The organism is Streptomyces sp. NPDC090106 (genome assembly GCF_044747265.1).
In the GTDB taxonomy this organism is placed as follows: Bacteria; Actinomycetota; Actinomycetes; order Streptomycetales; family Streptomycetaceae; genus Streptomyces.
On the sequence record NZ_JBIVDS010000012.1, the window covers coordinates 129,609 to 151,974 of the forward strand.

Annotated in this window: 19 protein-coding genes; 14 read left to right on the forward strand and 5 right to left on the reverse strand. The window is 70.4% G+C overall.

Annotated elements, in window-relative coordinates:
• Positions 1-85 precede the first annotated feature (85 nt).
• From ACIPSE_RS33635 to ACIPSE_RS33675, 9 genes are all read left to right on the forward strand, one after another.
• Complete coding sequence (locus tag ACIPSE_RS33635) at positions 86-877, forward strand: IclR family transcriptional regulator (protein ID WP_401670203.1); 792 nt, start codon at positions 86-88, stop codon at positions 875-877.
• Positions 878-1,190: 313 nt separating this feature from the next.
• Positions 1,191-2,912 (forward strand): hypothetical protein, encoded by a 1,722-nt coding sequence (locus ACIPSE_RS33640; RefSeq protein ID WP_401670206.1) that lies wholly within the window; start codon positions 1,191-1,193, stop codon positions 2,910-2,912.
• Positions 2,909-3,595, forward strand: a complete 687-nt coding sequence (locus ACIPSE_RS33645) for a hypothetical protein (protein ID WP_401670208.1) — start codon at positions 2,909-2,911, stop codon at positions 3,593-3,595. Before ACIPSE_RS33640 ends, ACIPSE_RS33645 begins: the two co-directional genes overlap by 4 nt.
• Positions 3,592-4,608 (forward strand): dipeptidase, encoded by a 1,017-nt coding sequence (locus tag ACIPSE_RS33650; RefSeq protein WP_401670210.1) that lies wholly within the window; start codon positions 3,592-3,594, stop codon positions 4,606-4,608. The genes ACIPSE_RS33645 and ACIPSE_RS33650 overlap by 4 nt, the downstream gene beginning before the upstream one ends.
• Before the next feature lie 130 nt (positions 4,609-4,738).
• Entirely contained in the window at positions 4,739-6,187 is a 1,449-nt protein-coding gene (locus ACIPSE_RS33655; RefSeq protein ID WP_401670212.1) for an MFS transporter, read from the forward strand.
• Between the two features lie 159 nt (positions 6,188-6,346).
• Positions 6,347-9,850, forward strand: coding sequence for a CHAT domain-containing protein (locus tag ACIPSE_RS33660; RefSeq protein WP_401670602.1), 3,504 nt, complete (start codon positions 6,347-6,349; stop codon positions 9,848-9,850).
• 35 nt (positions 9,851-9,885) lie between these two features.
• Positions 9,886-10,539, forward strand: a complete 654-nt coding sequence (locus ACIPSE_RS33665; RefSeq protein ID WP_401670214.1) for a DUF6338 family protein — start codon at positions 9,886-9,888, stop codon at positions 10,537-10,539.
• A 930-nt stretch (positions 10,540-11,469) separates the two neighbouring features.
• Positions 11,470-11,892, forward strand: coding sequence for a hypothetical protein (locus ACIPSE_RS33670; protein WP_401670216.1), 423 nt, complete (start codon positions 11,470-11,472; stop codon positions 11,890-11,892).
• A 412-nt stretch (positions 11,893-12,304) separates the two neighbouring features.
• Positions 12,305-12,727: a hypothetical protein gene (locus tag ACIPSE_RS33675; protein ID WP_401670219.1), complete on the forward strand. Its 423-nt coding sequence runs from the start codon at positions 12,305-12,307 to the stop codon at positions 12,725-12,727.
• 105 nt (positions 12,728-12,832) lie between these two features.
• On the opposite strand, the gene ACIPSE_RS33680 is transcribed toward ACIPSE_RS33675, so the two are convergent.
• The 5 genes from ACIPSE_RS33680 to ACIPSE_RS33700 are packed head-to-tail and all read right to left on the reverse strand — an operon-like array spanning position 12,833 to position 18,057.
• Positions 12,833-13,753 carry an STM4011 family radical SAM protein gene (locus tag ACIPSE_RS33680; protein ID WP_401670221.1) on the reverse strand — a complete coding sequence of 307 codons (921 nt, stop codon included), beginning with the start codon at positions 13,751-13,753 and terminating at the stop codon, positions 12,833-12,835.
• Positions 13,754-13,762: 9 nt separating this feature from the next.
• Positions 13,763-15,100 (reverse strand): STM4012 family radical SAM protein, encoded by a 1,338-nt coding sequence (locus ACIPSE_RS33685; protein WP_401670224.1) that lies wholly within the window; start codon positions 15,098-15,100, stop codon positions 13,763-13,765.
• A complete protein-coding gene (locus ACIPSE_RS33690) occupies positions 15,097-15,912 on the reverse strand; it encodes an STM4013/SEN3800 family hydrolase (protein ID WP_401670604.1) in 816 nt (271 codons plus the stop codon). Before ACIPSE_RS33690 ends, ACIPSE_RS33685 begins: the two co-directional genes overlap by 4 nt.
• Positions 15,913-15,919: 7 nt before the next feature.
• Positions 15,920-17,101, reverse strand: a complete 1,182-nt coding sequence (locus tag ACIPSE_RS33695) for an STM4014 family protein (protein WP_401670226.1) — start codon at positions 17,099-17,101, stop codon at positions 15,920-15,922.
• Entirely contained in the window at positions 17,098-18,057 is a 960-nt protein-coding gene (locus tag ACIPSE_RS33700; protein ID WP_401670228.1) for an STM4015 family protein, read from the reverse strand. Before ACIPSE_RS33700 ends, ACIPSE_RS33695 begins: the two co-directional genes overlap by 4 nt.
• Positions 18,058-18,220: 163 nt before the next feature.
• Between ACIPSE_RS33700 and ACIPSE_RS33705 the strand changes: the two genes are divergently transcribed.
• The 5 genes from ACIPSE_RS33705 to ppk2 all read left to right on the forward strand — a co-directional run bounded on the left by ACIPSE_RS33705 (position 18,221) and on the right by ppk2 (position 22,347).
• Positions 18,221-18,547 (forward strand): hypothetical protein, encoded by a 327-nt coding sequence (locus tag ACIPSE_RS33705; RefSeq protein WP_401670230.1) that lies wholly within the window; start codon positions 18,221-18,223, stop codon positions 18,545-18,547.
• A 57-nt stretch (positions 18,548-18,604) separates the two neighbouring features.
• Positions 18,605-19,780 (forward strand): DUF6745 domain-containing protein, encoded by a 1,176-nt coding sequence (locus ACIPSE_RS33710; RefSeq protein WP_401670233.1) that lies wholly within the window; start codon positions 18,605-18,607, stop codon positions 19,778-19,780.
• Positions 19,781-20,013: 233 nt separating this feature from the next.
• A complete protein-coding gene (locus ACIPSE_RS33715) occupies positions 20,014-21,165 on the forward strand; it encodes an anion permease (RefSeq protein ID WP_401670234.1) in 1,152 nt (383 codons plus the stop codon).
• A gap of 16 nt (positions 21,166-21,181) precedes the next feature.
• Positions 21,182-21,424 carry a hypothetical protein gene (locus tag ACIPSE_RS33720; RefSeq protein WP_401670237.1) on the forward strand — a complete coding sequence of 81 codons (243 nt, stop codon included), beginning with the start codon at positions 21,182-21,184 and terminating at the stop codon, positions 21,422-21,424.
• Positions 21,425-21,444: 20 nt separating this feature from the next.
• Positions 21,445-22,347, forward strand: coding sequence for a polyphosphate kinase 2 (gene ppk2, locus ACIPSE_RS33725; RefSeq protein WP_401670240.1), 903 nt, complete (start codon positions 21,445-21,447; stop codon positions 22,345-22,347).
• Positions 22,348-22,366: the final 19 nt, after the last annotated feature.

The window sequence follows — 22,366 nt, forward strand, 5'->3', positions numbered from 1 at the left end:
GGTGACGCGGAATTTACTCCCGGGCTCTTGCCGGGCCGTCGGGCGCCGCCTAAGGTTCCGCCGTCTCTCAGAGAAGGACGGTGTCATGCATAGTGTGACAACAGACGACGGGGCCGCGGCGGACGAGCCGCGCCGTGCCACACGGCCCCTCAGCACGGCCGTGAAGCTGCTGGCGCTGCTCGACGTCCTCGCCGACGTCGACGAGCCCGTCCGGGTCTCCTCCCTCGCCCGCGTCATCGGCGCCTCGCGCGCCGAAGTCCACCGCCAGCTGGTCACGCTGGAGGCGGCGGGCTGGATGGAGCAGCTGCCCGACGACAGCTACCGGCTCACGCTCCGGCCCGCGCACCTGGGCCACACCGCGCTGCGCCAGGCCGGCATCGGCGAGCGCACCGCCCCGATGCTCGCCGACACGGCGCGGGCCTGCGGGGACGTGGTGAGCATCGCCGTACTGGACGCGGCGACGGCCCGAGTGGTGCAGCGGGCCGAACCGGGGCGCGGCCTGTACGCCACGCTCCTGCTCGGCGACCGCCTCGACCTGGCCAGCAGCGCCACCGGACGCCTGCTGTGCGCGCTCGCCGACGCCAGGACCGCCGCGGAACTCGAACAGGCGGGCGTTGCCCTCCCGGGCCCCGAGGAGCGAGCGCTGATCCGGGCGACCGGATGGGCGACCTCCACCGACGACGACGCCGACGGCATCGCCGCGGTAGCCGTCCCCCTGTGCCGTGAGGACGGCCCGCCCGTGGCCGCGCTGAGCCTGCACGGCCCGCGGGAACGGATCACCGCCACCGGCGCACTCGCCGTCCTGCGACCGCTGGCCCACCGCATCGAACCCCTGCTGCGCCTGGACAGCGGCGCTCCGTTCGGACTCCACGGCTGACCTCGCCCCACCCTTGCGCGGCCACCGCCGCCGACCGCGCATCGCGCACCCCGCACGCGCACCCCATGCACCCCGGCCCGCGGTCCTGACGTCACCTTCCGACGTCGGCGCCCTCACCCGGCCCTGGCGCCCTCCGCTCGTGCCTGATCCGGCCGACGGCCGGGAACCCACCTTCCTCCGCCACCCGTCACCCCTCTTCCTCCGGTGCCACGGGTCGGCCCGTCACACCCTGCGACGCCCGGCGCGAGCCCTCGCGCCGCAGGCACCGCCCATGCCCGCCGGATCCCCCTCCGGCACGACCAGAGAGCCCTTCATGACCATCACCCCGACGGTGCCCGGCACCGCCGCCCCCACCGAGCCGCGTCCCGTGGACCGGCTCCTCGCCCCCGACCGGCTGGCCCTCCTCCCGCCCACCCGGCTCAGCGCCGGCCGGGCCCTCGTGAACCGGATGGTCCGCGAGCACTGGCGGATCGAGTGCCTGGAGTTCGACGTGGACCCGGACTCCCGGGGCCGCGTCCGCTACCGGGTGCACACCCCGTCCGGTCCGCTCGACTTCGTCGCCTTCTCCTCCACCCCCAAGCTGGAGGGCCGCACCAGCCGTATCGTCGGCACCGACTGGGACATGACCGGCGCCCTGTTCGACGGGACCGCCGACGACACCGACCTCGAGACCACCCGCACCGAACTGCCCAAGCTGTACGGCGGGCGGGCCACCGCCCACACCCTGGTGTGGTGCCGGTCCAACCGCAGCCTGCGCCTGTTCGAGCACGTCGTCGACAGCCTCGCCGCGGGACACCAGCCCGACGCCGAGCGCCTGTGGGACGTCGGCTATCTCATGCGCAACACCGGCCTCGACGGCAACGGCACCTTCGGCACCCGCTCCTACGCCGCCCTCCCCGACCGGCATCCGCTCGCCGCCCCGCTGCACGCCCAGATGCTGGCCGCCTACCTGATGCGGGAGTTCGCCGCCGACCTGGCCGAGCACCTGGCCCGGCACCGCGACCCGCGCGCCGCCCGCCTGGAACCGGAACTGCGCCGCCGCCTCGGCCTCGGCAACGCCTCCGCGCTCGGCCTGGTGTTCTTCACCAACAACCACCCCCGGCTCATCGACCGCTGGCTGGAACTGCGCGAACAGGCCCTGACCCGGGCCCTGGACGCCCGACGCGGCGCAGGCCACCTCACGGCGATCCGTGAACGGCTGCTGCGCACCATCCGCTTCCACGAGCAGGACCCGACGGTCTACGGCGTGTTCGACTCCCCGCAACGGCTCGCCGGATCGCTACGACGCGCCCTCGACCTCCTCGACGAGACACCCGACCCGCAGCTGGACGACGCGCTGCCGCGACTGTGGACCCGCTGGAACGCGGAACTGGACGCCACCGCGGTCGAGGCACTGGCCGCCGTCCTCATCGACAGCGTGCCGGACCTCACCGACCCGCTCGTGGACGAGCAGCGCGTCGACGAGCATCTGCGCACCCGGCCCGACGAGACGACCGGTGAACTCCTGGAGTATCTGCGCACCGCATACGCCTGGGCCCTGGACGTCGACCTGACGGCCCCGGACGCCCTGCGGCACGTCTGGTACAAGTCGCGTGCGGCCGAGGAACCCCGGCGCGGCCCCCGTGAAGAGGTCGCCGAAGGGCTGGACTGGCAGGTCAACGTCCCCCGGTCCGTGCAGGCCCTGGCCCGCGACCTCGCCGCGGCCGGTGATCCCGGACTCCCCGTGGGCGTCTTCTGCGTGGCCCACCCCGAACACCGCGACACCGTCGCCCGGGTCCAGGGACTGGCGGACCTCTCCCTGCACAGCCCGCACATGAACATCGCCGACGACCGGTTCGTGCCCGTGCACATCGTGCGGTTCATGAACTCGGCCGTGCACGGCCTCGACAAGACCGCCGACTCGGCCGGCCGCAACGTCCTCGGCCTGCTCTTCCACGGCGCCCCCAGCCGCCACACCGTCCATGAGCACGGCGACCAGGACTGGGCGCTGCCCGCCCGCCCCGCCGCCGTCCAGCACGAAGAGGAACGCGCATGACCCGTCACCCCGACCCCGCTCCCAGCATGCCCGTCGACGTCATCCGGGTCTCCGTCCGAGAACTGCGGCTGATGACCGGCCGGGTGCTGCTCACCACGGCGGTGCCGTTCGGCAGCGTGGCCGCCACCCGCGATGTCGTGGTCGCCGCCGAGACCCACGGCCTGTCCGGTCTGGCGGGCCTCCTCGACGCCCTGCCCGCCCTGCGCGCCCGGCACCTGCGCCCCACCCTGCGCGGCGACACGGCCGCCGTCCTGCCCGATCCCCGCGAGCAGCCGCCGCTCGCCACCGCGGCCGACCTCCTCGACCTCGCGGTCGCCGCGGCCCGCCGCCACGGCGAGGCGACCCTGCCCGCCCCCGGCCAGGACTGGTCGGTGCAGGCGCTGCGCTCCCTGGCCCGGCGGCTCGGCGTCACTCTCACCTGCACGCCCGACACGGTCACGGCCCGCCGCCTCCCGGATGCGGAAGCGGGGGCTGACGGCCCGGACGCGGCCGACCTCCGCGCCCTGACGTACGGCCTGCCCGTCCCGCTCGCGCTGTGGCGGCGGATCGTCGCCGAGGCCGAGACGGCCCTGACCCCCGACAGCCCGCTGTCGCGGACCCACGCCGGAGACTCCCTCTACGGCCCCGGCGGCGAGATCCTCGCCGAGGCGGGCGAGGACGAGCCGATGGAGGTCCCCGCATGACCGCCCCCGCCCCCGTCCTAGCGCCGCCGATCGTCGACGGCCTCCAGTGCGGCCCCTACGACCGCGAGGTCTTCCTCCAGCTCCGGGCCGGGGGAGTGACCTGCGCGACCGCCACGGTGGCGTTCTGGGAGGACGCGGTCGAGACGATGGACGCGCTCGCCGCCTGGCACGACCTGCTCGCCGCCAACGCCGACCTTGTGGTGCAGGCCAGGACGGCCGCCGACATCGAACGGGCCCGCCTGGAAGGCCGTACGGCGATCCTGCTCGGCGCGCAGAACGCCAGCCCGTTGCAGGGCCGACTCGGATTCGTCCGTCTGTTCCACGCGATGGGGCTGCGGGTGATGCAGCTGACGTACAACAACAACAACGAGTTCGGCGGCTCCTGCTACGAGGAGACGGACCCGGGACTGACCCGGTTCGGCGCGGAGACCGTGCGGGAGATGAACGCGGCCGGGATGCTGGTCGATCTCTCCCACTCCGGGGACCGCACCCGCCGCGAGGCCATCGACCGCTCCGCCGCACCCGTCGCCATCACCCACGCCAACCCGCGCTCCCTGTACGACCATCCGCGCAACGCCGACGACGCGACACTGCGCGCGCTGGCCGAACGCGACGGAGTCGTGGGGCTGGCCACCTACCGGTCGATCTCCGGCCGGTACGCGGCCTCCCTGGACGACTGGTGCGCCATGCTGGCCCGCACCGTGGAGCTGATCGGCGTACGGCACGTCGCGATCGGCACCGATCTCAGCCCCAAGGCGGGACCGGCCGAGTTCGCGTGGATGCGCAAGGGGCGCTGGACCCGGGGCGAACAGCGCGGCGCCGACCTGGGTGGCACGAGCACCGGCACCGGCACCGTGGAGGGCGAGTGGCTCACCGACGCCTCCGGGCTGGCGCGGGTCGCGGGCCGGCTCACCCAGCGCTTCGGATTCTCCGCCGAGGAGGCGCGGGCCGTCGTGGGCGGCAACTGGCTGCGGCTGTACGAAACGGTTCTGACCGGCGACGGCACCGCGTGACGCGGGTCGGGCGGTCCGCGGCGACGGACCGCCCGACCGCACACCTCGACCAGCACTCCCGACCAGCAGTGGCGGCCCCGTACCGTGGAGGGTCAGCGGGACCGCCCGTGAACCGAAAGGCCGACGGGCCATGACATACAAGCAGACCGAAGCGGGCTCGCGCACATCGCCGGCGGGCGTCGCCGGACCTCCGACCACCGACCGTACGACGGCGGCGGCGCGCGAACGGGCCGCACGGCTCACCGCCCGCATCGACCGTCTCCCGATGACCTGGGTGCAGGGCCGCATCCTCACCCAGGGCGGCATCAGCACCACCCTGGACGGCCTCGACCTCGGGATCATGTCCTTCCTGCTGCCGCTCATCACGGCGGCGTTCGCCCTGACCGGAGCCCAGCAGGGCCTGGTCGCCAGCGCCACCCTGGCGGGCGCCTTCGCCGGCGACCTCTCCCTCGCCGTGCTCGGCAACCGGATCGGCCGCAAGCCGCTGCTGCTGTGGTCCCTGGTGCTGTTCAGCGGCTGCACCCTGCTGTCGGCGGCGGCACCCGACTTCGGGATGCTGCTCGCGCTGCGGTTCCTGGCCGGTGTCGGGGTCGGGATCAACGTCAACATCGTGATCCCCTACCTCGCCGAGTTCGCGCCCCGCGACGCCCGGTCCGCGTACGTGGGCTCGCTGGCCGGGTTCTTCGGCCTCGGCTATGTGCTCGCCGCGCTCATCGGCACCTTCGTGGTCGCGCGCGTCGACAACGGATGGCGCTGGGGCCTGGTCCTGGTCGGGCTGCCCGTGGCGCTGGGACTGTGGTGGCGCCGCAATCTGCCGGAGTCACCGCGCTATCTGCTCCTGAAGGGCCGCGACGAGGAGGCCGAGGCCGTCGTCGCCGCCCTGGAGGACGCCGTCCGGCTGCGCACGGGCAAGCCGCTCCCCGAGCCGGAGCCGCCCGCCCCGGCGGACCGCGACGAGGACCTGGGCGTGCTGCGCCAGTTCGCGGGCCTGTGGCAAGGGCCGTACCTGCGGCAGACCGTCGTGGTCTGGACGATGTTCTTCGTCGCGAGCTTCGCCTACTACGGGTTCCTGACGTTCCTGCCGAGCATGCTGCTCGACCGGGGCCTGTCCATCACGGACAGCTTCGGATACGCCCTGCTGGTCGAGGTGGCCCAGGTGGCCGGCTACTACCCGGCGGCATGGCTCGCGGACCGCACCGACCGCAAGTGGAGCATCGTGGCCTGTCTCGCCGGTTCGACGGTGTGCGCCTGGGCCCTGTCCCAGGTCGACGGCAACGGCCTCGTCCTGCTGCTGAGCATCCTGCTCGGCTTCTTCCTCAACGGCCTGTACGCCCCGCTCTACACGTACCTTCCCGAGGTCTACCCGACCCGCCTGCGCTCCATGGCCGCCGCCACCTCGGACGCCTTCAGCCGCGTCGGCGGCATCGTCGCCCCGATGATCATCGGCACGGCGTACGCGTCGCTCCGGTTCGGCGGAGTCTTCACCCTGATCTGCGCCGTCCTGGCCGCGGGGTGTGTCCTCACGCTGCTGCTGTGCACGCCGACGAAGGGGCGGTCCTTGGAGAACCTGGGGTATTGAGCGGGGCTTTACAAGGAGGTGGGGCGCGGTGGATCCTGCCGCGGCTCACTCCGACCTCGATCAGGATCCGAACGTCGGTCCCTGCCACGTCTGCTCCGGAAGACGATGCAGTGCTCGTTGTAAAACGGAACAAATCTCGGAACATCGCACTTTGTGCTGATGCTGTCGCTACAGTCGAGCACTGTGCGCGATCCTGAATCAGAGCACCACGATGGGCTGTTGGCCTTGGCTCGGGAGTTGTTGCAGCGTATTGCCGCGAGCGACGCCCCGACACTCGCTCTGAGTACATCCGCCGGAAATCTGCTTCAACGGCTCACCGCGCCAGGCCACGGAGCCGGTGCGGACATCTGCTTCGTATCAGGTTGGCTTCGCTGGTACCGCTACCTGGCTCTGCCCGCCGGCGAGAACGAGGTGGAGTTCGAGGCAGCTGTCGCGGCACTTGAGCCGTGTTTCCTCGCGGGTCTCGAACCTCTGCCGGATCCGCTCCTCTCTCGCCTTGCGCGGGCGGCGGTTACCCACGCGTTCGAGCAATCCCGGCAAGCGCGGGAAATACCGACGAGGGAACCACTGACCGCGACCGCCGACCTTTGGAATCGTATGGCTTCCGCCACCGAGGACGGTTTCGAGCGCTCCGCATACTGGGGACTCTTCGCCGTGACACTCTACGAGCGCTTCGCAGCCATGCATGATCCGCTGGATCTGGACTGGAGTGTCGAATACTTCCAGAAGGCGTGGAACGCGGAACCAGCCGGCGATCCGCGTCGCTTGACGGAAGGGTGCGGTCTTGCCTTCATGGTCGCGCTGAACCTGCGTTTCGCCACCCGTGCCACTGTTGCGGACCTGGACCGTTCGATCGCTGTCGGAGAGGACCTGCTCACCGTTGCGACCGGTGAGTCGCTTGGGCCCCCGGAGCTTCTCGCGACGCTCAGCATGGTCCTCCAGATGAGATTCGATCTGCACGGAATTCAGGACGACTTGAACCGCTCCATAGCCTTGTCCGAACAGGCAGTACTGACGCCGGCCGACGATCCGATCATGCGCGCTGCCGGTCTGTTGGCCCTGGCGGAAGCGCTGCAGACGCGGTTCGGCCACCTGCGAGATCCTGCGGACCTCGATCGCGCCATCCAGGTGGCGGAGGACGCAATCGCGAGCGCGCCCGCAGATCACCTGCAGCACGGCTTGTGCACGGCAGGCCTCGGCGTGGCCCGACTTCTCGAGTTCGAATACCGCGGCTTGCCGAACGCGCTGGACCAGAGCATCGTTCTCCTCCAAGAGGCTCTGCGGAGCACGCCATCGGCGCACTCCTCGCGCTCGGTGCTCCAAGCCAACCTCGCTCTGGCCCTGTTGACCCGGTTCGAAGCCATCGGTGCGGCCACGGATCTCGATGGGAGCATCCGAATGCTGGACGAGGTCGCCATGGCGACCGAGACTCCCGCACACACCGACCGCGCAAAGGCTCTGACCAACCTCTGCCTCGCCTTGCAGCTGCGATTTGAACGCACCCGGGATCCGGTCGACCTGGACCGCGCGATCGACGCAGGAGTGAACGCGCTGGACACGATGCCTGTCGGCCAACCAGACCGCCCACGGAGCCTGGCCACTGTCGCAAGTGCCTTCGACGCGCGGTACGTGTACGCGAAGACGTCAGCTGATCTGGACCAGTGCATCGCCAGATCGGAGGAAGCGGTTGAAGCGCTTCCTGCGGATGCTGCCGAGCGGCCCAGATTCATGGACAACCTGGCCGTCGCTCTGTGCAGAAGGTTCAGGCGCGACGGTACAGAGACCGACCTGGACCGGGCCATCGATCTGGGGCAGCAGGCTTTGTCGGCCGCGCACCGTGCTGATCCCGCACGCCTCAAGCACCTGTGCAACCTTGCCACCTCTTTACGTACGCGGTTCGACAGCAGGGGCGCTCGAACAGATCTGGAGACCGCTGCCGCTCTCTGCCGAGAGGCGTCCGAGGTGACTTCAGCGGCCCCTTCCCTCCGCATTCGCGCGGCGCGGGTCGCTGCGGAGCTCTGGGCACAGGCCGGTTCGGTCGATTTGGCGGCAGATGCGGCGGAGTCGGCGATCCTGCTGTTGCCGTACGTGGCGCCGCGACGCTTGGAGCATCACGACCAGCAGCACATGGTGGGTGAGTTCGCCGGACTGGCAGGAGAAGCCGCGGCACTGGCTCTCGCCGTGCCGAACGAGAGCGCGCCTTGCCGTGCGGAACGTGCTCTGCGACTACTGGAGTCGGGGCGGGCTGTGCTGCACGGCCTTGCCCTGGAGAGCCGCAGCGATGTCACCGATCTTCGAGCCCATCACCCGGCGCTGGCCCTGCGATTCGCCGATCTGCGCGAACGGCTAGATCGCTCCGGGTACTTCCTCGACTCGTCCGATCACATCGACACCGCTGCCGCTCACACCGATGGCCTTTCCACGTCGGCATCGGGGTCGGTCCGAGTGCACGAGTTCCGACGTCAGCTTTCCGAGCAGTTCGCCACGCTGCTTGCCGAGATTCGAGCCCTCGATGGCTTCGCCGCCTTTGCCCTGCCTCCGGATACGTCCGAGCTGCTCGCTGCGGCGGCCGACGGCCCACTTGTCCTTCTGAACGTAGCTCGGAAGCGCGGCGACGCCCTGATCGTGCGGTCCGACGGCATCGAGACGCTGCCTCTGTCAGGTATCACCACACAGAGTGTCGCCGAGCAGGCTGCCGCGTTCCACGCGGCTCTGGGCCGCCGCACGAGCAAAGAGGAGGTGTTGCAGGCACAGCGTGACATCGACCGTGTTCTGAAGTGGCTGTGGGACACGGCCGCGGGACCGGTCATCGATGCCCTGGGAATCACGGACAAGGGCCGAGGGGACGGTTCAACGCCCAGGATCTGGTGGGTGCCCTGCGGCAGGCTCGCTCTGCTGCCCGTGCACGCGGCGGGCCATCACGCAGATCCGTCCGACACCTCTTGTCGGCGTACGGTGCTGGATCGCGCTGTCTCCTCCTACACTCCGACCATCCGGGCTCTGCGACACGCGAGGCAACGTGCCGCCGCGGCCGGCACGTCGTCGGGCTCCGCCCTGGTGGTGGCGATGCCCACAACGCCGGGACTGCCTTCGGAGAGGAACCTCGACGGAGTGTGGGAGGAAGTGGCCGCGGTCCGCTCGCTGTGGCCCGACGCCGAAGTCCTCGTCGAAGCGGCGGCGGATGCGACGGGGGCGGGCACGCCACCGACCCGGCACACCGTGCTCGAACGACTGCCCCATCACACGGTCGCCCACTTCGCCTGCCATGGCGACAGCGATCCCACCGACCCCTCGCAGAGCGGCCTGCTGCTTCTCGATCACGACACGGGCAGACTCACCGTCGCGGCCCTGCGCCCGGTCAACCTCGACAAGGCGCAACTGGCCTATCTGTCTGCGTGTCGTACAGCGGCCATCGAGGCGTTCGATCTGACCGATGAGTCCATCCATTTGGTGTCGGCCATGCAGCTAGCCGGGTTCCCTCAGGTCATCGGCACCTTGTGGCAGGTCAATGACACTGTCGCGGCGGCTATGGCCTCCGAGTTCTACGGAACGCTGACCCCTGGCCGTTCCGCGGTGGCCCTGCATCGCGCGACCCAACAGATGCGTGTCCGCTACCCACGGCTCCCCTATCTGTGGGCAGCGTATGTGCACAGCGGAAGCTGAGATGTCGTCCGACGCGTATCGAGGGGGTCCTGGTCGTGCAACCACCCACCACGGTCGAGCAGTTGCTTCTGCTGATCATCCTGGTGCTGCCGGGCGTCACCTATCAGTACCTCAGAGAGAGTCGGCGGGGGCCAGTCGCCGCTGAGCAGGTGTTCGCCGACCGGGTGCTGCGCGCCATGACGGCGAGTGTCGCCCTCGATGCCGTGTACGCCGTGATCATCGGCCCCTTCGTTGTCGATGCCGTCCGCCGTGCGGGCTCCGGATTCCAGGCGGTGGGTGATCATCCGCGAGCGGTGGGGCTGTGGGCGCTGGTTCTCTTCCTCGGTGTACCCGGGGCTGCTGCCTTCTCGGTGTCCTGGTGGGAGCGCAGGGGCGCCCGCGTCTCCTACCGGCCGACACCCACGGCCTGGGACCATGTGTTCAGCAATCTCACCCGACCGCGGTTCGTACGCGCCCGACTGAAGGACGGGGCCTGGGTGGGCGGTTGGTTCGACGCGCGCTCGTACGCGTCCGGCTACCCGCACGGTGGGGACCTCTTCCTTCAATGGAGCTACCAGATGAACCCGGATGGTGCCTTCGGCCCTCCGGTGGCGGGAACTGCGGGTCTGTACATACGCGTGGAGAACATCGACATCCTGGAACTGGTGGACGCCGCACAAGCCGACAACCCGAGGACACTCCATGACTGACACCGGTACACCGGAAGAGGCTCTGACCCCGCACGAGCGAGCCGTTCTGGCCGACCTCGACGGCGACCGCGGGTGGAGGCTCTCCTCACCGGAGGCGGAGACGCCACCCTCACCGCCTCCTGGCCGTGCCGGTGCCTCGGCCCCGCGACCGACACGGACACGAGTGGGGAGAATCCGCCTGCCGGGAATGAATGAACACCCCGAAGTCGGCTGTATGAGCGAGCGGGTTCCTGCGTGGTGTGTTCGGCTCGATGAGTCGCAGAACGTCGCACACCAAGTCGCCGGCGCGGTGGTGAGCGCTCCACTGAATGGAGCCATGAGCAGGCCGCTCGCCCGGCTCGGACTCCGGCCCCTGAGCGCATCGGTGCGGTCTGCTTCAGCACGGCACTGCGAGCACTTCAGATCGCCGGACGGCGAGGCCGGCTTCCCGGTCGACGCCCGCATGGAAGAGCGAACTGACACGTTGTTGTCCCAACGGGGGATGAGCGCTCCTCGCTGCCGTGGCCCTCGGCCATGAGGGGCGGATATTTGTCGGCGGATCCACAATTCTGCCCGCTCTCGACCCGCCTGCCGAGAGATCGAACATCGCACTCTGCGTCCCATGGCCTGGACTCCAGCGGGACGTCATTGACTCGCAACCGGAGCCGTGCACGTGGCACGCCGGTGCCCTCGAACATCTCACACATCAGGAGGGAGGACAGGAGGCCGTGGGCCGGTTTGCTCTTTCCGTCTTGGCCGAGCGAGCGCGGTCAGCACTACACGATGTGACTCCCTGTCTTGTCAGCGGTAAGGGCAGGGTGTATCGCTGGAGTACTCAATTTCGGTTCGAGTGGCGAAATACGGCATCATCGTCCGTGCCACCAGCGGGCCTGGATTCTTTATTCGCGTGATAGCAGTGACGAGGGCGAGTCACGCGCCGGGGGGTATTACGTGAGCAACGAAGTGAGACTCGTGCGGCTGTTCGTCTCCAGCGTCGCCAACGGCATACAGGACGACACTCCCAACGAGGTCGGTGGTAACGCGACTTCGCCCTTTTATTTGATGATCGAGGCGGCCGCAGGTACCACGGCAGGGAACAACAAGGTGGGTTACACCCTTGTCATCAGAGCCTGCTCCACATCTGGCACCAACACCACCTTCGCCCCGGTGGTGCGCCATGAGCAGGCAGGAGACCCCAACTCCCACTGGAACTTGACGACGCCGGGTGTCAGCAACGGCTACGTCAAGTCAAGCGTTCTGACAGTGGACGCGGCGAGCTTCGAACCCGATGGGCTGTACGAATTCGTCGGCATGTTGCGTTTGGGCGACAACACGGCTTCCTGGGTTCGGAGCAACGAGTTCCTGATCATCTGATCGACCTGACCTCTCGAAGTGACGTGAGTGCACGTGTTCGAATCTGGGCTGTCTGCGACGTACTCAGTACCGGCCCGTGCGCCCGCGACCGCAAAATACGCAAGCCTGAATTCCTCCCTTGCCAAGAGGGGATGCCGGATGTACCACTGGAATGCGCCTCACTCACTACGGGCGGTGGGGTGCGCGCCCGGCCTCTGTGACCCGACTGGACGGTTTTGTGCAGAAGCATGGAGCCGAGGCAGGCAGGGGAAATCCCAGAAGCTCGATCGGTTCATTTCTGAACCACCTTGAGGTCCGCTCGATGTGAATGCGGACCGAGATGCCTGGGGGCTGGAACGGCGATGGCGGGCTCGACCCTGCCTGACATCGGAGCGCATATGAGGCGGCGCTGTAGCCCGGGGGGAGGCATCACATGGCGAATGACGTCAAACTTGTGCGGCTGTACGTCTCCAGCGTTGCCAACGGCACCCTGGACGACACTCCCAACGAGGTGGGAGGCAACCCGAAGTCGCCGTTCTATCTCATGATCGAGGCTGACGCGAGCGACCCGGCCGGCGACAACAAGTACGCGTATACCCTCATCATCAGCGCCCGTTCCACATCGGGCAACAACACCACCTTCGCTCAGGTGATCCGCAACGAGCAGGCCGGCGACCCCAGCGCCGGGTGGAGCCAGGTGACGCCGGCCGCCAACGACGGCTACGTCAAGGAGACCACCCAGTCGATCAATGCGGCGGACTTCGAAGCCAACGGATCGTACGAGTTCATCGGAGTGCTGCGCCTCGGCGACGGCACGATCTCGCGCGTCCGCAGCAACGAGTTCTTCATCATCTGAATCTGACGGTCCGAGGGCGGCGGGCCTCTCCCGGCCCGCCGCCCTCGCCGACCGTCCAGCGACATCCGGAGAGTGGGGGTCGGAGCGGTTGGCGGAACTGCCGGGTCAGCTCCCCGAACCGCTCCCGCCCCCAGCGGACACCGACACCACGGTCAACGGCAGGCCGCGGCCCGTGCCCTGTACGGGAAGGACGGACGGCACCCGTTCCAGGACGCCGCCCGCGAAGACGTCGTACAACGGCAGCGACTCCAGGTGGACATAGCCGATGTGGCAGTCGCAGACGGCCAGTGGACACGCGCGCGGGCGCAGCGCCGCCCGGTAGGAGCCGTCGTACAGGTTCCCCAACTCGTCGCGGACGAAGTGGCAGCGGCGGACCGTGCCGTCGCCGTCGACCGAGATCACCGACTCACCGGTGCGGCAGGGGAGCCCGGCGCTGCGGTGCGGGTGGCGGCTGTAGGGGAACAGGGGGTCGAGCGCGGTCCAGTCGTCGGCCTCGGTGTCCTCGTAGGTGTGCCCCTCGGCGGCGTTGATCCAGAGGTAGACGTGCTCGGGGAGGTCGTCGCGGAGCCGGCGAGCCGCCTCCAGGTGGCCGGGCAGGCCGACCACGCCGACGCTGAAGCGCACCCCGCGGTCGGCCAGTTCACGGCACTTGGTAAGGAAACGGTCGTAGGGGGTCTGGCCCGGGTGGTACGTGCACCACAAGGCCAGCGTGTCGAGGTCGGCCTCGGCCAGCCAGCCGGTGCGGCAGCTGAGGTTGGTCTGGATGGCGACCCGGCGTATGTGCGGCAGGTGGGAGAGTTCGGTGAGGGTGCGGCGGTACCAGGAGCGGACCAGCCCTTCGCCCCACGGCGTGAACAGGAGCGACAGATCGTCCTCGCTGTTCGCCGCCCACTGAGCGAACCGCTCCAACGCGACTCGGTCGGCACGGAGTTGGGCGGTCGAGTCGCGCCGCTTGGCGAACGGGCAGTAAGGGCAGTCGTAGTCGCAGGACGCGAGCGGCCCCCGGTACAGGACGGTGAGATCCATGGCGGCCCGTCACTTCCGCTCGTAGGCGGCCATGGCGGACCGCACCTCTGGGGAGAACAACTCCGGCCCCACGGCGTCGGAGTGCGCCAGCCCTTCCGGGGACAGCACCAGCCGCTCGCCCGAGGCGTCGCTCAGCCAGCCGCGTCCGGCCAGCGCGTCGAGCTCCGTTCCGAAGTCGCCGTCGGGCGAACTCCCGAAGCGGGCGCGGTAGTCGGCGACGGACAGTCCCTCGGCCTGGAGGAGCGACTGGAGCAGATGACGGCGACGCGCCTCATGTCCGTCCACGCGGTAGCCGACCTCCGCATGCGCGAAGTCGGTCGTCGTGACGTAGTCGTCGATGATGCCGCGGATCTCGTGCATGCCGACCGCGTAGTCGAAGGAGTAGTGCAGCGACGACGTGTACGAGCGTGCCCCGCAGCCGAGACCGATCATGCCGTCCGTCTGGCAGGCGTAGTCGTCGGCGCCCTGGGGCGGGGCGTCGGCGCGGCGGAACATCCGCATCGACTGCTGGACGTAGCCCCGCGCGAGAAGGTGGTCACGTCCCGCCCGGTACAGCCGCAGCCGCTGCTCGTCCCATTCCGGGTCGTTTCCGGTGCGCTCCTGATGGCGGCCGAGGCCGGTCAGCGGCCGGACGTAGAGCGGATACAGGTACAGCTCCTCGGGGCGCCAGGCCAGGGCGGTGTCCAGGGAGTGCAGCCAGGTCCGCTCGGTCTGGCCGTCGATGCCGTAGATGAGGTCGATGTTCAGAACAGGGATGCCGGCGTCCCGGATCCGGCCGAGCGCCGCCTCCACGTCGGCGCGGTGCTGCGGGCGTACCGCGGCTCTGGCCTCGGAGTCGACGAAGCTCTGCACGCCCAGGCTCAGGCGGGTGGCACCGCGGTCCGCGAGGACGGCGAGCCGGTCCGCGGTGGCCGTGGCGGGCGAGGCCTCCACGGAGAGCGGGACCGCGCGCAGGTCGGCGCCCATGCTCCGCTCGGCGATGTCGCACAGGCGCTCCAGCTCGCCCGCGGTGAGGAAGGTGGGGGTGCCGCCGCCGAACGCCGCCGTGGCGAAACGCACCGGCTCCGCGTCGCCGAGCGCCGCCCGGACCGCGTTCGCCTGTCGCTCCAGGGCGTCGAGATAGGCGCCGGTCAGACCGTCGGGGGCGCCGATGCGGGTGAAGAGGTTGCAGAAGCCGCAGCGGACCTCGCAGAAGGGTATGTGGAGATAGAGGGAGAGGGCGCTGCGGTCCTGGTCCTCCCACAGCTCCCGCAGTGCGGGCCGGTCGGGCAGACGCCGGTAGGCCGTCTTGTGCGGGTAGGCGTACACGTAGTGCTGGTAGGGGCTGGTCTGCTGGGCGGTGGTCATCGGACGGCCTCGGCGGGGTCGAGCAGGAAGTGGGCGTACGGCACGGTCCACACGGACTCGTGGCCCAGGCGGTGGCCGGTGTAGCCGTCGTCGCCGTAGGCGGTGCCGTGGTCGGAGCAGACGATGGCGAAGCAGGGGCGCCGGGAACTCGCCGCGGTGAACAGCCGCCCGATGTGCCGGTCGACGTACTCCAGTGCGGCGGCGTGCGTCTGCCGGGTGTCTCCCGCCTCGCGGGTCGCGCCCGGCAGGTGGAACCAGTTGGGCTGGTGCAGAGCCGAAACGTTGACGAACAGGAACAGACGCTGTTCGGCGGGCAGTTCGGCCACGACCTTCTCCACGCGGGCGACCTGGTTCTCGAAGGAGTGAGGTGAGGTGACGCCGAACTCCTCCTCCCAGTGCGCTTCCTGGAACAGGCCGGGCAGGACCGACCCGAGCGGGCCGCGCCGGTTGAAGAACCCCACGCCGCCGACACAGACGGTGCGGTAGCCGGCCGCCGCGAGTCCGGACACCAGGTCGGGGGTGTCGTAGACGAACGTGCCCTCGGCGGTGGTCTCGCTGCCGGGGAAGCTCGCCGCGAACAGCCGCGGATGCGGGCCGGCTTCGGCCGGAGTGGGCAGGAACCCGGCGAAGATCGCCTGGTGCGAGGCGTACGTGAAGCTGCCCGGGGCGTGCCTCTTCTCCCAGCGTCCGCCGGGCAGATGGCGGGCGAGATGCGGGATGCGCCCCTTCGCCGCCAGCTCGGCGGCCACGTCGTACCGCAGTGTGTCGAGGGTGATCAGCAGGATGTCGTGGTCGCCGACGATCGCGTTCATGTCGGTCTCAGGCATGGGCTGTTCCTGTTCTGTACGGGTGGTGCGGGCCGTCTCCGGCCGGTGCGCGCAGGACGGCCGCGACCTGCGCGCCGTAGGTGTCCAGGCCCTCCGCGCCGCTGCCGGGCAGCCCGGTCAGCCGGGGCAGGAGGTCGCCGAAGGCGTTGACCTCGCCGACGAAGGCGCGCCGCCAGTCCACGGTCGGCAGCAGGTCCACCCCCACGCAGAGGGTGCGGGGGAAGCAGGACGCGGCGCGCTCGCACACGTCCAGGAAGTCCGACCAGCGGGCGCCCGCGGCGGTGACGGCCCGCTGGACGGCGCCGAGGTCGCCGCGGCTGCCTCCCAGATGCAGATTGGTCATCGGACGGCGGCTGCTGCGCACCACGGCGTGGGTGACCCGGCCGGCCACGACGACCACCCGGAGGTCCGTGGCGCGGCCCGCCTGGGAGGCCTTCGGCACCCAGCGCTCGATGTGCAGCCCGTCCGGTGCCAGCGCGTCCACGATCCGTGCCACGTCCCGCTCGTCGTGATAGCGCCGCACCCGCAGGGAGTTGTGCAGTGCGCCGCCCGGACCGGTCTCGACGGAGGTGGTGGCCCTGATCCGGCCGCCGCCCGCCGTCTCGACCGCGAGGACACCCGACGCCGACGACCCGTGGGCCGGCTTGACGAACACCCGGGGCATCCGGTGCTCGCGCATCAGCGCCCGGACGTCGTCCCAGCCGTGCACGCGCGCGGCGAGCCGACCGGACGTGGGCGACTCCGGGACGGGCACACCGGCCGCGTCCAGCACGCCGTGACAGGCGCGTTTGTCGAACAGCACGGCCACGTCGTCCGGATCGGCGAGAGGGACACCGCCGCGCAGGGTGCGCAGCGCGGCGGTGAACCCCGTGTACCAGCGGGCCGAACCCTCCACCCGGGTCGTGTCCGTGGCACCCCGCAGCAGCCGGTCGACCTCGGGGTTCTCACCGGGGGAGTCGACCCGGAGGAACTCGTCGGCGCCGAAGTCCGCCCCACCGGCGCGCAGGACGTCCGTCCAGGCGACGACCCGGGGCGCGGGCAGCCCGGCCGCGCGCACGGCGTCCTCGAAGAGGGACACCCTGCGGTTCTCGGGATTGCCCACCACGGCGAACCGGGGGCCGGTACGGGCGGGCCCCGTGACGGCGCCCGCCCCGGCTGCTGCGGACACGGTCACTCCCCGACGGCGACGTAGCGCCAGACGGTGCCGTCGTCCTCGGTGTCCTCGTCGGCGTCGTCACGGTCCAGGTCGACGTCCACACCCGCCGGCACCAGCGTCTGCCGCACTCGCTCCGCGACGCTCTCACTGAGGTAGTGGTGGTGCAGGTCCAGCTTCTTGAGATGCGTCAGCGGCTGCCCGCTCAGCAGCGCGACGGCGCCCTCGTCGGTCAGCACGCCCATCGACAGGTCCAGCACCTCCAGGCGCTCCACCACCGGGGCGGCGGCGACCGCGGCGGCCACCGCGTCCTGCATCTCGCTGTTGCGCAGGGCGAGATGGGTCAGGCGCGGCAGGCGGGCACCGGACAGGATCGGCTCCAGGTCGGCGGCCTCGCTGTCGCCGCCGTAGTCCGGCGTACCGAGCCACAGGTCCAGGTGCTCCAGGGCGGGCAGGTCGCTGGCGCCGATGCCCCGCACCACCTCGACGGGAAGGCCGCCCGTCTCCACCACCAGCCGGCGCAGTCCGTCGTGCCGCAGCGCGGTGAAACCCAGCTCGGTGCCGCCGCGCACCCCGAACTCCTCAAGCGCCGGGAAGGCCTTGAGCAGCGGGGTGACGTCGGTCTGATGGATCCAGGAGATCTCGCACTCCTCCATCACCATGTCGCCGAGGAACACCGCGCGCAGCGCCGGGAAGGCGTCCCGGGCCTCTATGAGCGCCTCGACGATCGGCGTGGGCGCGGAGTCGTAGGCGTCCTCCCAGCCGCCGATGATCAGAGCCTTCACCCGGGTCGTGTCGACGGAGGCGCGGAACCGGGTAAACGCGGAGGTCCACGCCTCGTCGGCGTCGTACACGCCGCCGATCATGCGCCAGGCGACCGACTCCGGCTCGGGCAGGTCATCGGCCGGGGCGTCCGGTCCGGGGAAGGTGAACGAGGGCAGCCCGTGCAGCGCGTCGAGGTGCTCACCGATGGTCATGCGGCGCTCCTGAGAAGAGTGCGTGGTGTGTGGTGCCGTATTTCTACCAACGAGCACTGACAGCGCTCGTCGGCGGGGCGGCCTGAGGGCGTTGTCAGTGGTGGCACCTAACGTCTTGGGCATGAGGCCGGTGCACGACGCACCTGGCGGTGAGGGGACAGTCATGTACCGACAGGGAGACGTGCTGATCGTGCCGATCGCGCAGGACGCGGTGCCCGCCCACGCGGAGCACGCGCCCCGCGAGCGGCGTGACGGACGCGGGCGGCTCGTGCTGGCGCTGGGCGAGGTGACGGGCCACGCGCACGCGGTCGTGGGACCGGGGGAGTTGGTGCGCGAGCCGGGTCCCTACGGCCCGCTGCTGCTGCATCTGCCCCAGGGCGGGCGGGTGGTGCACGAGGAACACGCGACGATCGCCCTGCCCAAGGGCTGGTTCCGCGTCATCCGGCAGCGGGAGTACGTGCCCGGGTCCGTACGGATCGTGGCCGACTGAGCGAGCGGGACGCACCGGTGACGCGAACGAGCCGGGCAAGGGTGTGAAGGAGGGGTCATGGGCGGCACGGACAGGGGAGCGGGCAAGTCGATGGACGGGAAGTCGGACGGTGCACCGGACGCAGGAGCGGGAAGCGTGACGACGATCGCCGGGGGTGTGGCGGTGGCCGAGGGACCGGACCTCGACGAGGCACGACTCGACGTGGGCGGAGCACCTTTCGGGCTCTCCGTCGACCTCGCGCAGTGGCGGGCCTGGTCGATGGCGACGGGTGCCGCCGACCGGGCGAGCGCCGAGGCAGGGGTCCGCGCCGCCTACCGCCTGGCGGGACTCGCGGAACCGGAACGTGTGGTGTGGGCGGGCTCCCCGCGCGAGGCGGTCGCCCTCGTCCGCGAGCTGACGGACCTGGGCCCCTGCGTTCGGGACGCGGTCCGCAGCAGGCCCTGGGCGGCGGCGAGGCGGCGACTGCACGCCGAGTTGGGCCCCGCGGGCTGGCCCGCTCACTGGGCGGCCACCGGTGGGATGCTGTGGCCGTCCACGCAGGCTCTGGTGGACCGGATCCGTACGGGAGTGGTCGACGACCTCGCCGGAAGCGACACCGGCAAGGAGGCAGCGGAGATCCGGGTGATCCTCCTGGACGCCGTGCTCGGGCAGCACGACGCCCCGTGGCTCGCGGCGTTCCCCGCCGACGGCGGCCCGATCGACGCGCTGTCCGCGGTGTGCCGCAGCGCCGGCTGGTGGTGGCCGTTCGCCCGGGTCGCCGTACTGACCGAACGCCCCACGGCCCTCCACCGCGACGAGGCAGGACGCCTCGACCACGGGGACGGCCCGGCCCTCTCCTACCCCGACGGATTCGCCCTCCACGCCTGGCGCGGCATGCCCGTCCCGGCAGCCTTCCTGGCCGAACTGCCCACGCTGACCCCCGAACGCATCCGCGCCGAGGAGAACGCGGAACTGCGCCGCGTGATGCTCGAGTACTACGGCTACGACCGCTACCTCACCGACTCGGGCGCCCGCCCCCTGCACCACGACGAGACGGGCACCCTGTGGCGCATCGACCTGCCGGACGACGAGCCCGTGGTCATGGTGGAGGTCCTCAACTCCACACCGGAACCCGACGGCACCCACCGCACGTACTGGCTGCGCGTCCCTCCGACGACACGCACGGCGAAGGCGGGGGTGGCTTGGACGTTCGGTCTGGACGCGGGGACGTATGCACCTGAGCGGGAGACCTGAGCGGGAGGCCTGGGCAGGAGACCTGGACGGGAGACCCGGGGACGGTTCCAGGTCCCGGACCAGTCGGGCCGGGTACGGAGGTCCGCCCGCGTGAGGCCTTCGCGCGGGCGCACCCGGTCCTCACGACCGGCCACCTGAGGACCACAGGATGATCACCGGCCGGGCGTGTGGACCTGGAACGTCTTTTGCCCTGAGTTCGCCTTCCGTACGAAAGCGCTTGATCCCATGGAGGAATGGACCACATCACGTTCCTCGTGGCGGTCGTCATCGTCACGGCCCTGGCCTTCGACTTCACCAACGGATTCCACGACACCGCGAACGCGATGGCGACGTCCATCGCCACCGGTGCGCTCAAGCCGAGAGTCGCCGTGCTGATCAGCGGGGTGCTCAACGTCGTGGGCGCCTTCCTGTCCACGGAGGTGGCCAAGACGGTCTCCGGCGGCATCGTGGACGACACCCTCGTCACACCGGGGATGATCTTCGCCGGGCTGATCGGCGCGATCCTGTGGAATCTCATGACCTGGCTGGTCGGGCTGCCGTCCAGCTCGTCGCACGCCCTCTTCGGCGGGCTGATCGGCGCGGTGTGGGTCGGCGCCGGGAGCGCCGGCGTGCACTTCGACAAGGTCGTCGAGAAGATCCTGATCCCCGCGGTGGCCTCCCCGATCGTCGCCGGTGTCGCGGCCCTGATCGCCACCTTCCTCGCCTACAAGATCACTGCCCGGGCCCGCAAGAAGTCCGTCACCAAGGGCTTCCGGGCCGGGCAGATCGCCTCCGCGTCGCTGGTCTCCCTCGCGCACGGCACGAACGACGCCCAGAAGACCATGGGCATCATCACCCTCACCCTCATCTCCGCCGGTGCCCTCGGCCACGACGCCGGCCCGCCGGTGTGGGTCATCGCCTCGGCCGGTCTCGCCATCGGCCTGGGCACCTACCTCGGCGGCTGGCGGATCATCCGCACGATGGGCAAGGGCCTCACCGAGATCGAGTCCCCGCAGGGCTTCGCCGCCGAGACAGGCTCCACGGCCGTCATCCTCACCTCCGCCCACCTCGGCTTCGCCCTGTCGACCACGCAGGTCGCCTCGGGCTCGATCCTCGGCGCCGGACTGGGCCGGCGCCTCGCCGAGGTCCGCTGGGGCATCGCCGGCAAGATGGCCGCCGCCTGGCTGATCACCCTGCCCTCGGCGGCGCTGGTCGGCGGCGTCGCCGCGTACGCCGTCAAGCACGGCGGCAACCTCGGCACGACCGTCGTCGCGCTGACCGGCGCCGCGCTCGCCGCGGGCATCGTCTTCCTCGCCCGCCGCAACCCGGTGCACGCCGACAACGTCAACGACCACCACGAGGTCCCCGTCCGCACCGCTGCCCCGGCCGTCGGCGCAGCGGCCTGAGACAAGGAGAGATTCGATGGATCTGGACTGGAGCGCACTCGGTCAGGTGACCGCGGTGAGCATCGGAGTCACGGTCGCCGTGGTCGTCGTCTTCGCCCTCGGAATCCTCGGCCTGGCCCGCTACGAGGGCGCCCGCCCGGAAGACGGCGGCCGGAGCGGCGCCTCGGCCGCCGGCCTGGCGCAGACCGGCCTGTGCTTCCTGGCCTGCGCGGCCGTGGTGGCGTACGGGATCTACCTCATCGTGCCGCAGTTCCACTGAGCCGGGAGTCAGGAGCAGAAATGACGACGCCGCCCTCGCTGTCCGAACTGGCCGACCTGAAGGTCGACTACAGCGACCCCGACGACCCCGTACTCATCCGCCCGGACGGCTCGCCGATCGACACCTGGCGCGAGAACTACCCCTACGCGCACCGCATGGAGCGCAAGGAGTACGACTGGCACAAGCGGCTCCAGCAGATCGAACTGCTGAAGCTGCAGAGCTGGATCAAGGAGACCGGGCGCCGTCTCGTCATCGTCTTCGAGGGACGGGACGCGGCGGGCAAGGGCGGCACCATCAAACGGTTCACCGAACACCTCAACCCCCGGGGCGCGCGGGTGGTCGCCCTGGAGAAGCCCACGGAGCGCGAGAGCGGCCAGTGGTACTTCCAGCGGTACGTCGGGCACCTCCCCACCGAGGGCGAGATCGTGCTGTTCGACCGGTCCTGGTACAACCGGGCCGGCGTCGAGCGTGTGATGGGCTTCTGCTCGGACGACCAGTACCGGCGCTTCATGCGCCAGGCGCCGCTGTTCGAGCGGATGCTCGCGGACGACGGCGTGGACCTGATCAAGTTCTGGTTCTCGGTCTCCCAGGGCGAACAGCGCACCCGCTTCACGATCCGGCAGGTCGACCCGGTGCGGCAGTGGAAGCTCAGCCCGATGGACCTCGCCTCCCTCGACCGCTGGGACGACTACACCGCCGCCAAGGTCGCCATGTTCCGCGAGACGGACACCGACCACGCTCCGTGGACCGTGGTGAAGAGCAACGACAAGAAGCGCGCCCGTGTCGAGGCCATGCGCAGCGTGCTGGCCCGCTTCGACTACGACGACAAGGACGAGGAGGTCGTCGGCAGCCCCGACCCGCGGATCGTGGGAGCGGCGGCGGGTCTCCTGGAAGCCGGCGAGGACGATCACCGAGGCCGTTAGCTCGTGCGACCCGAGAGCG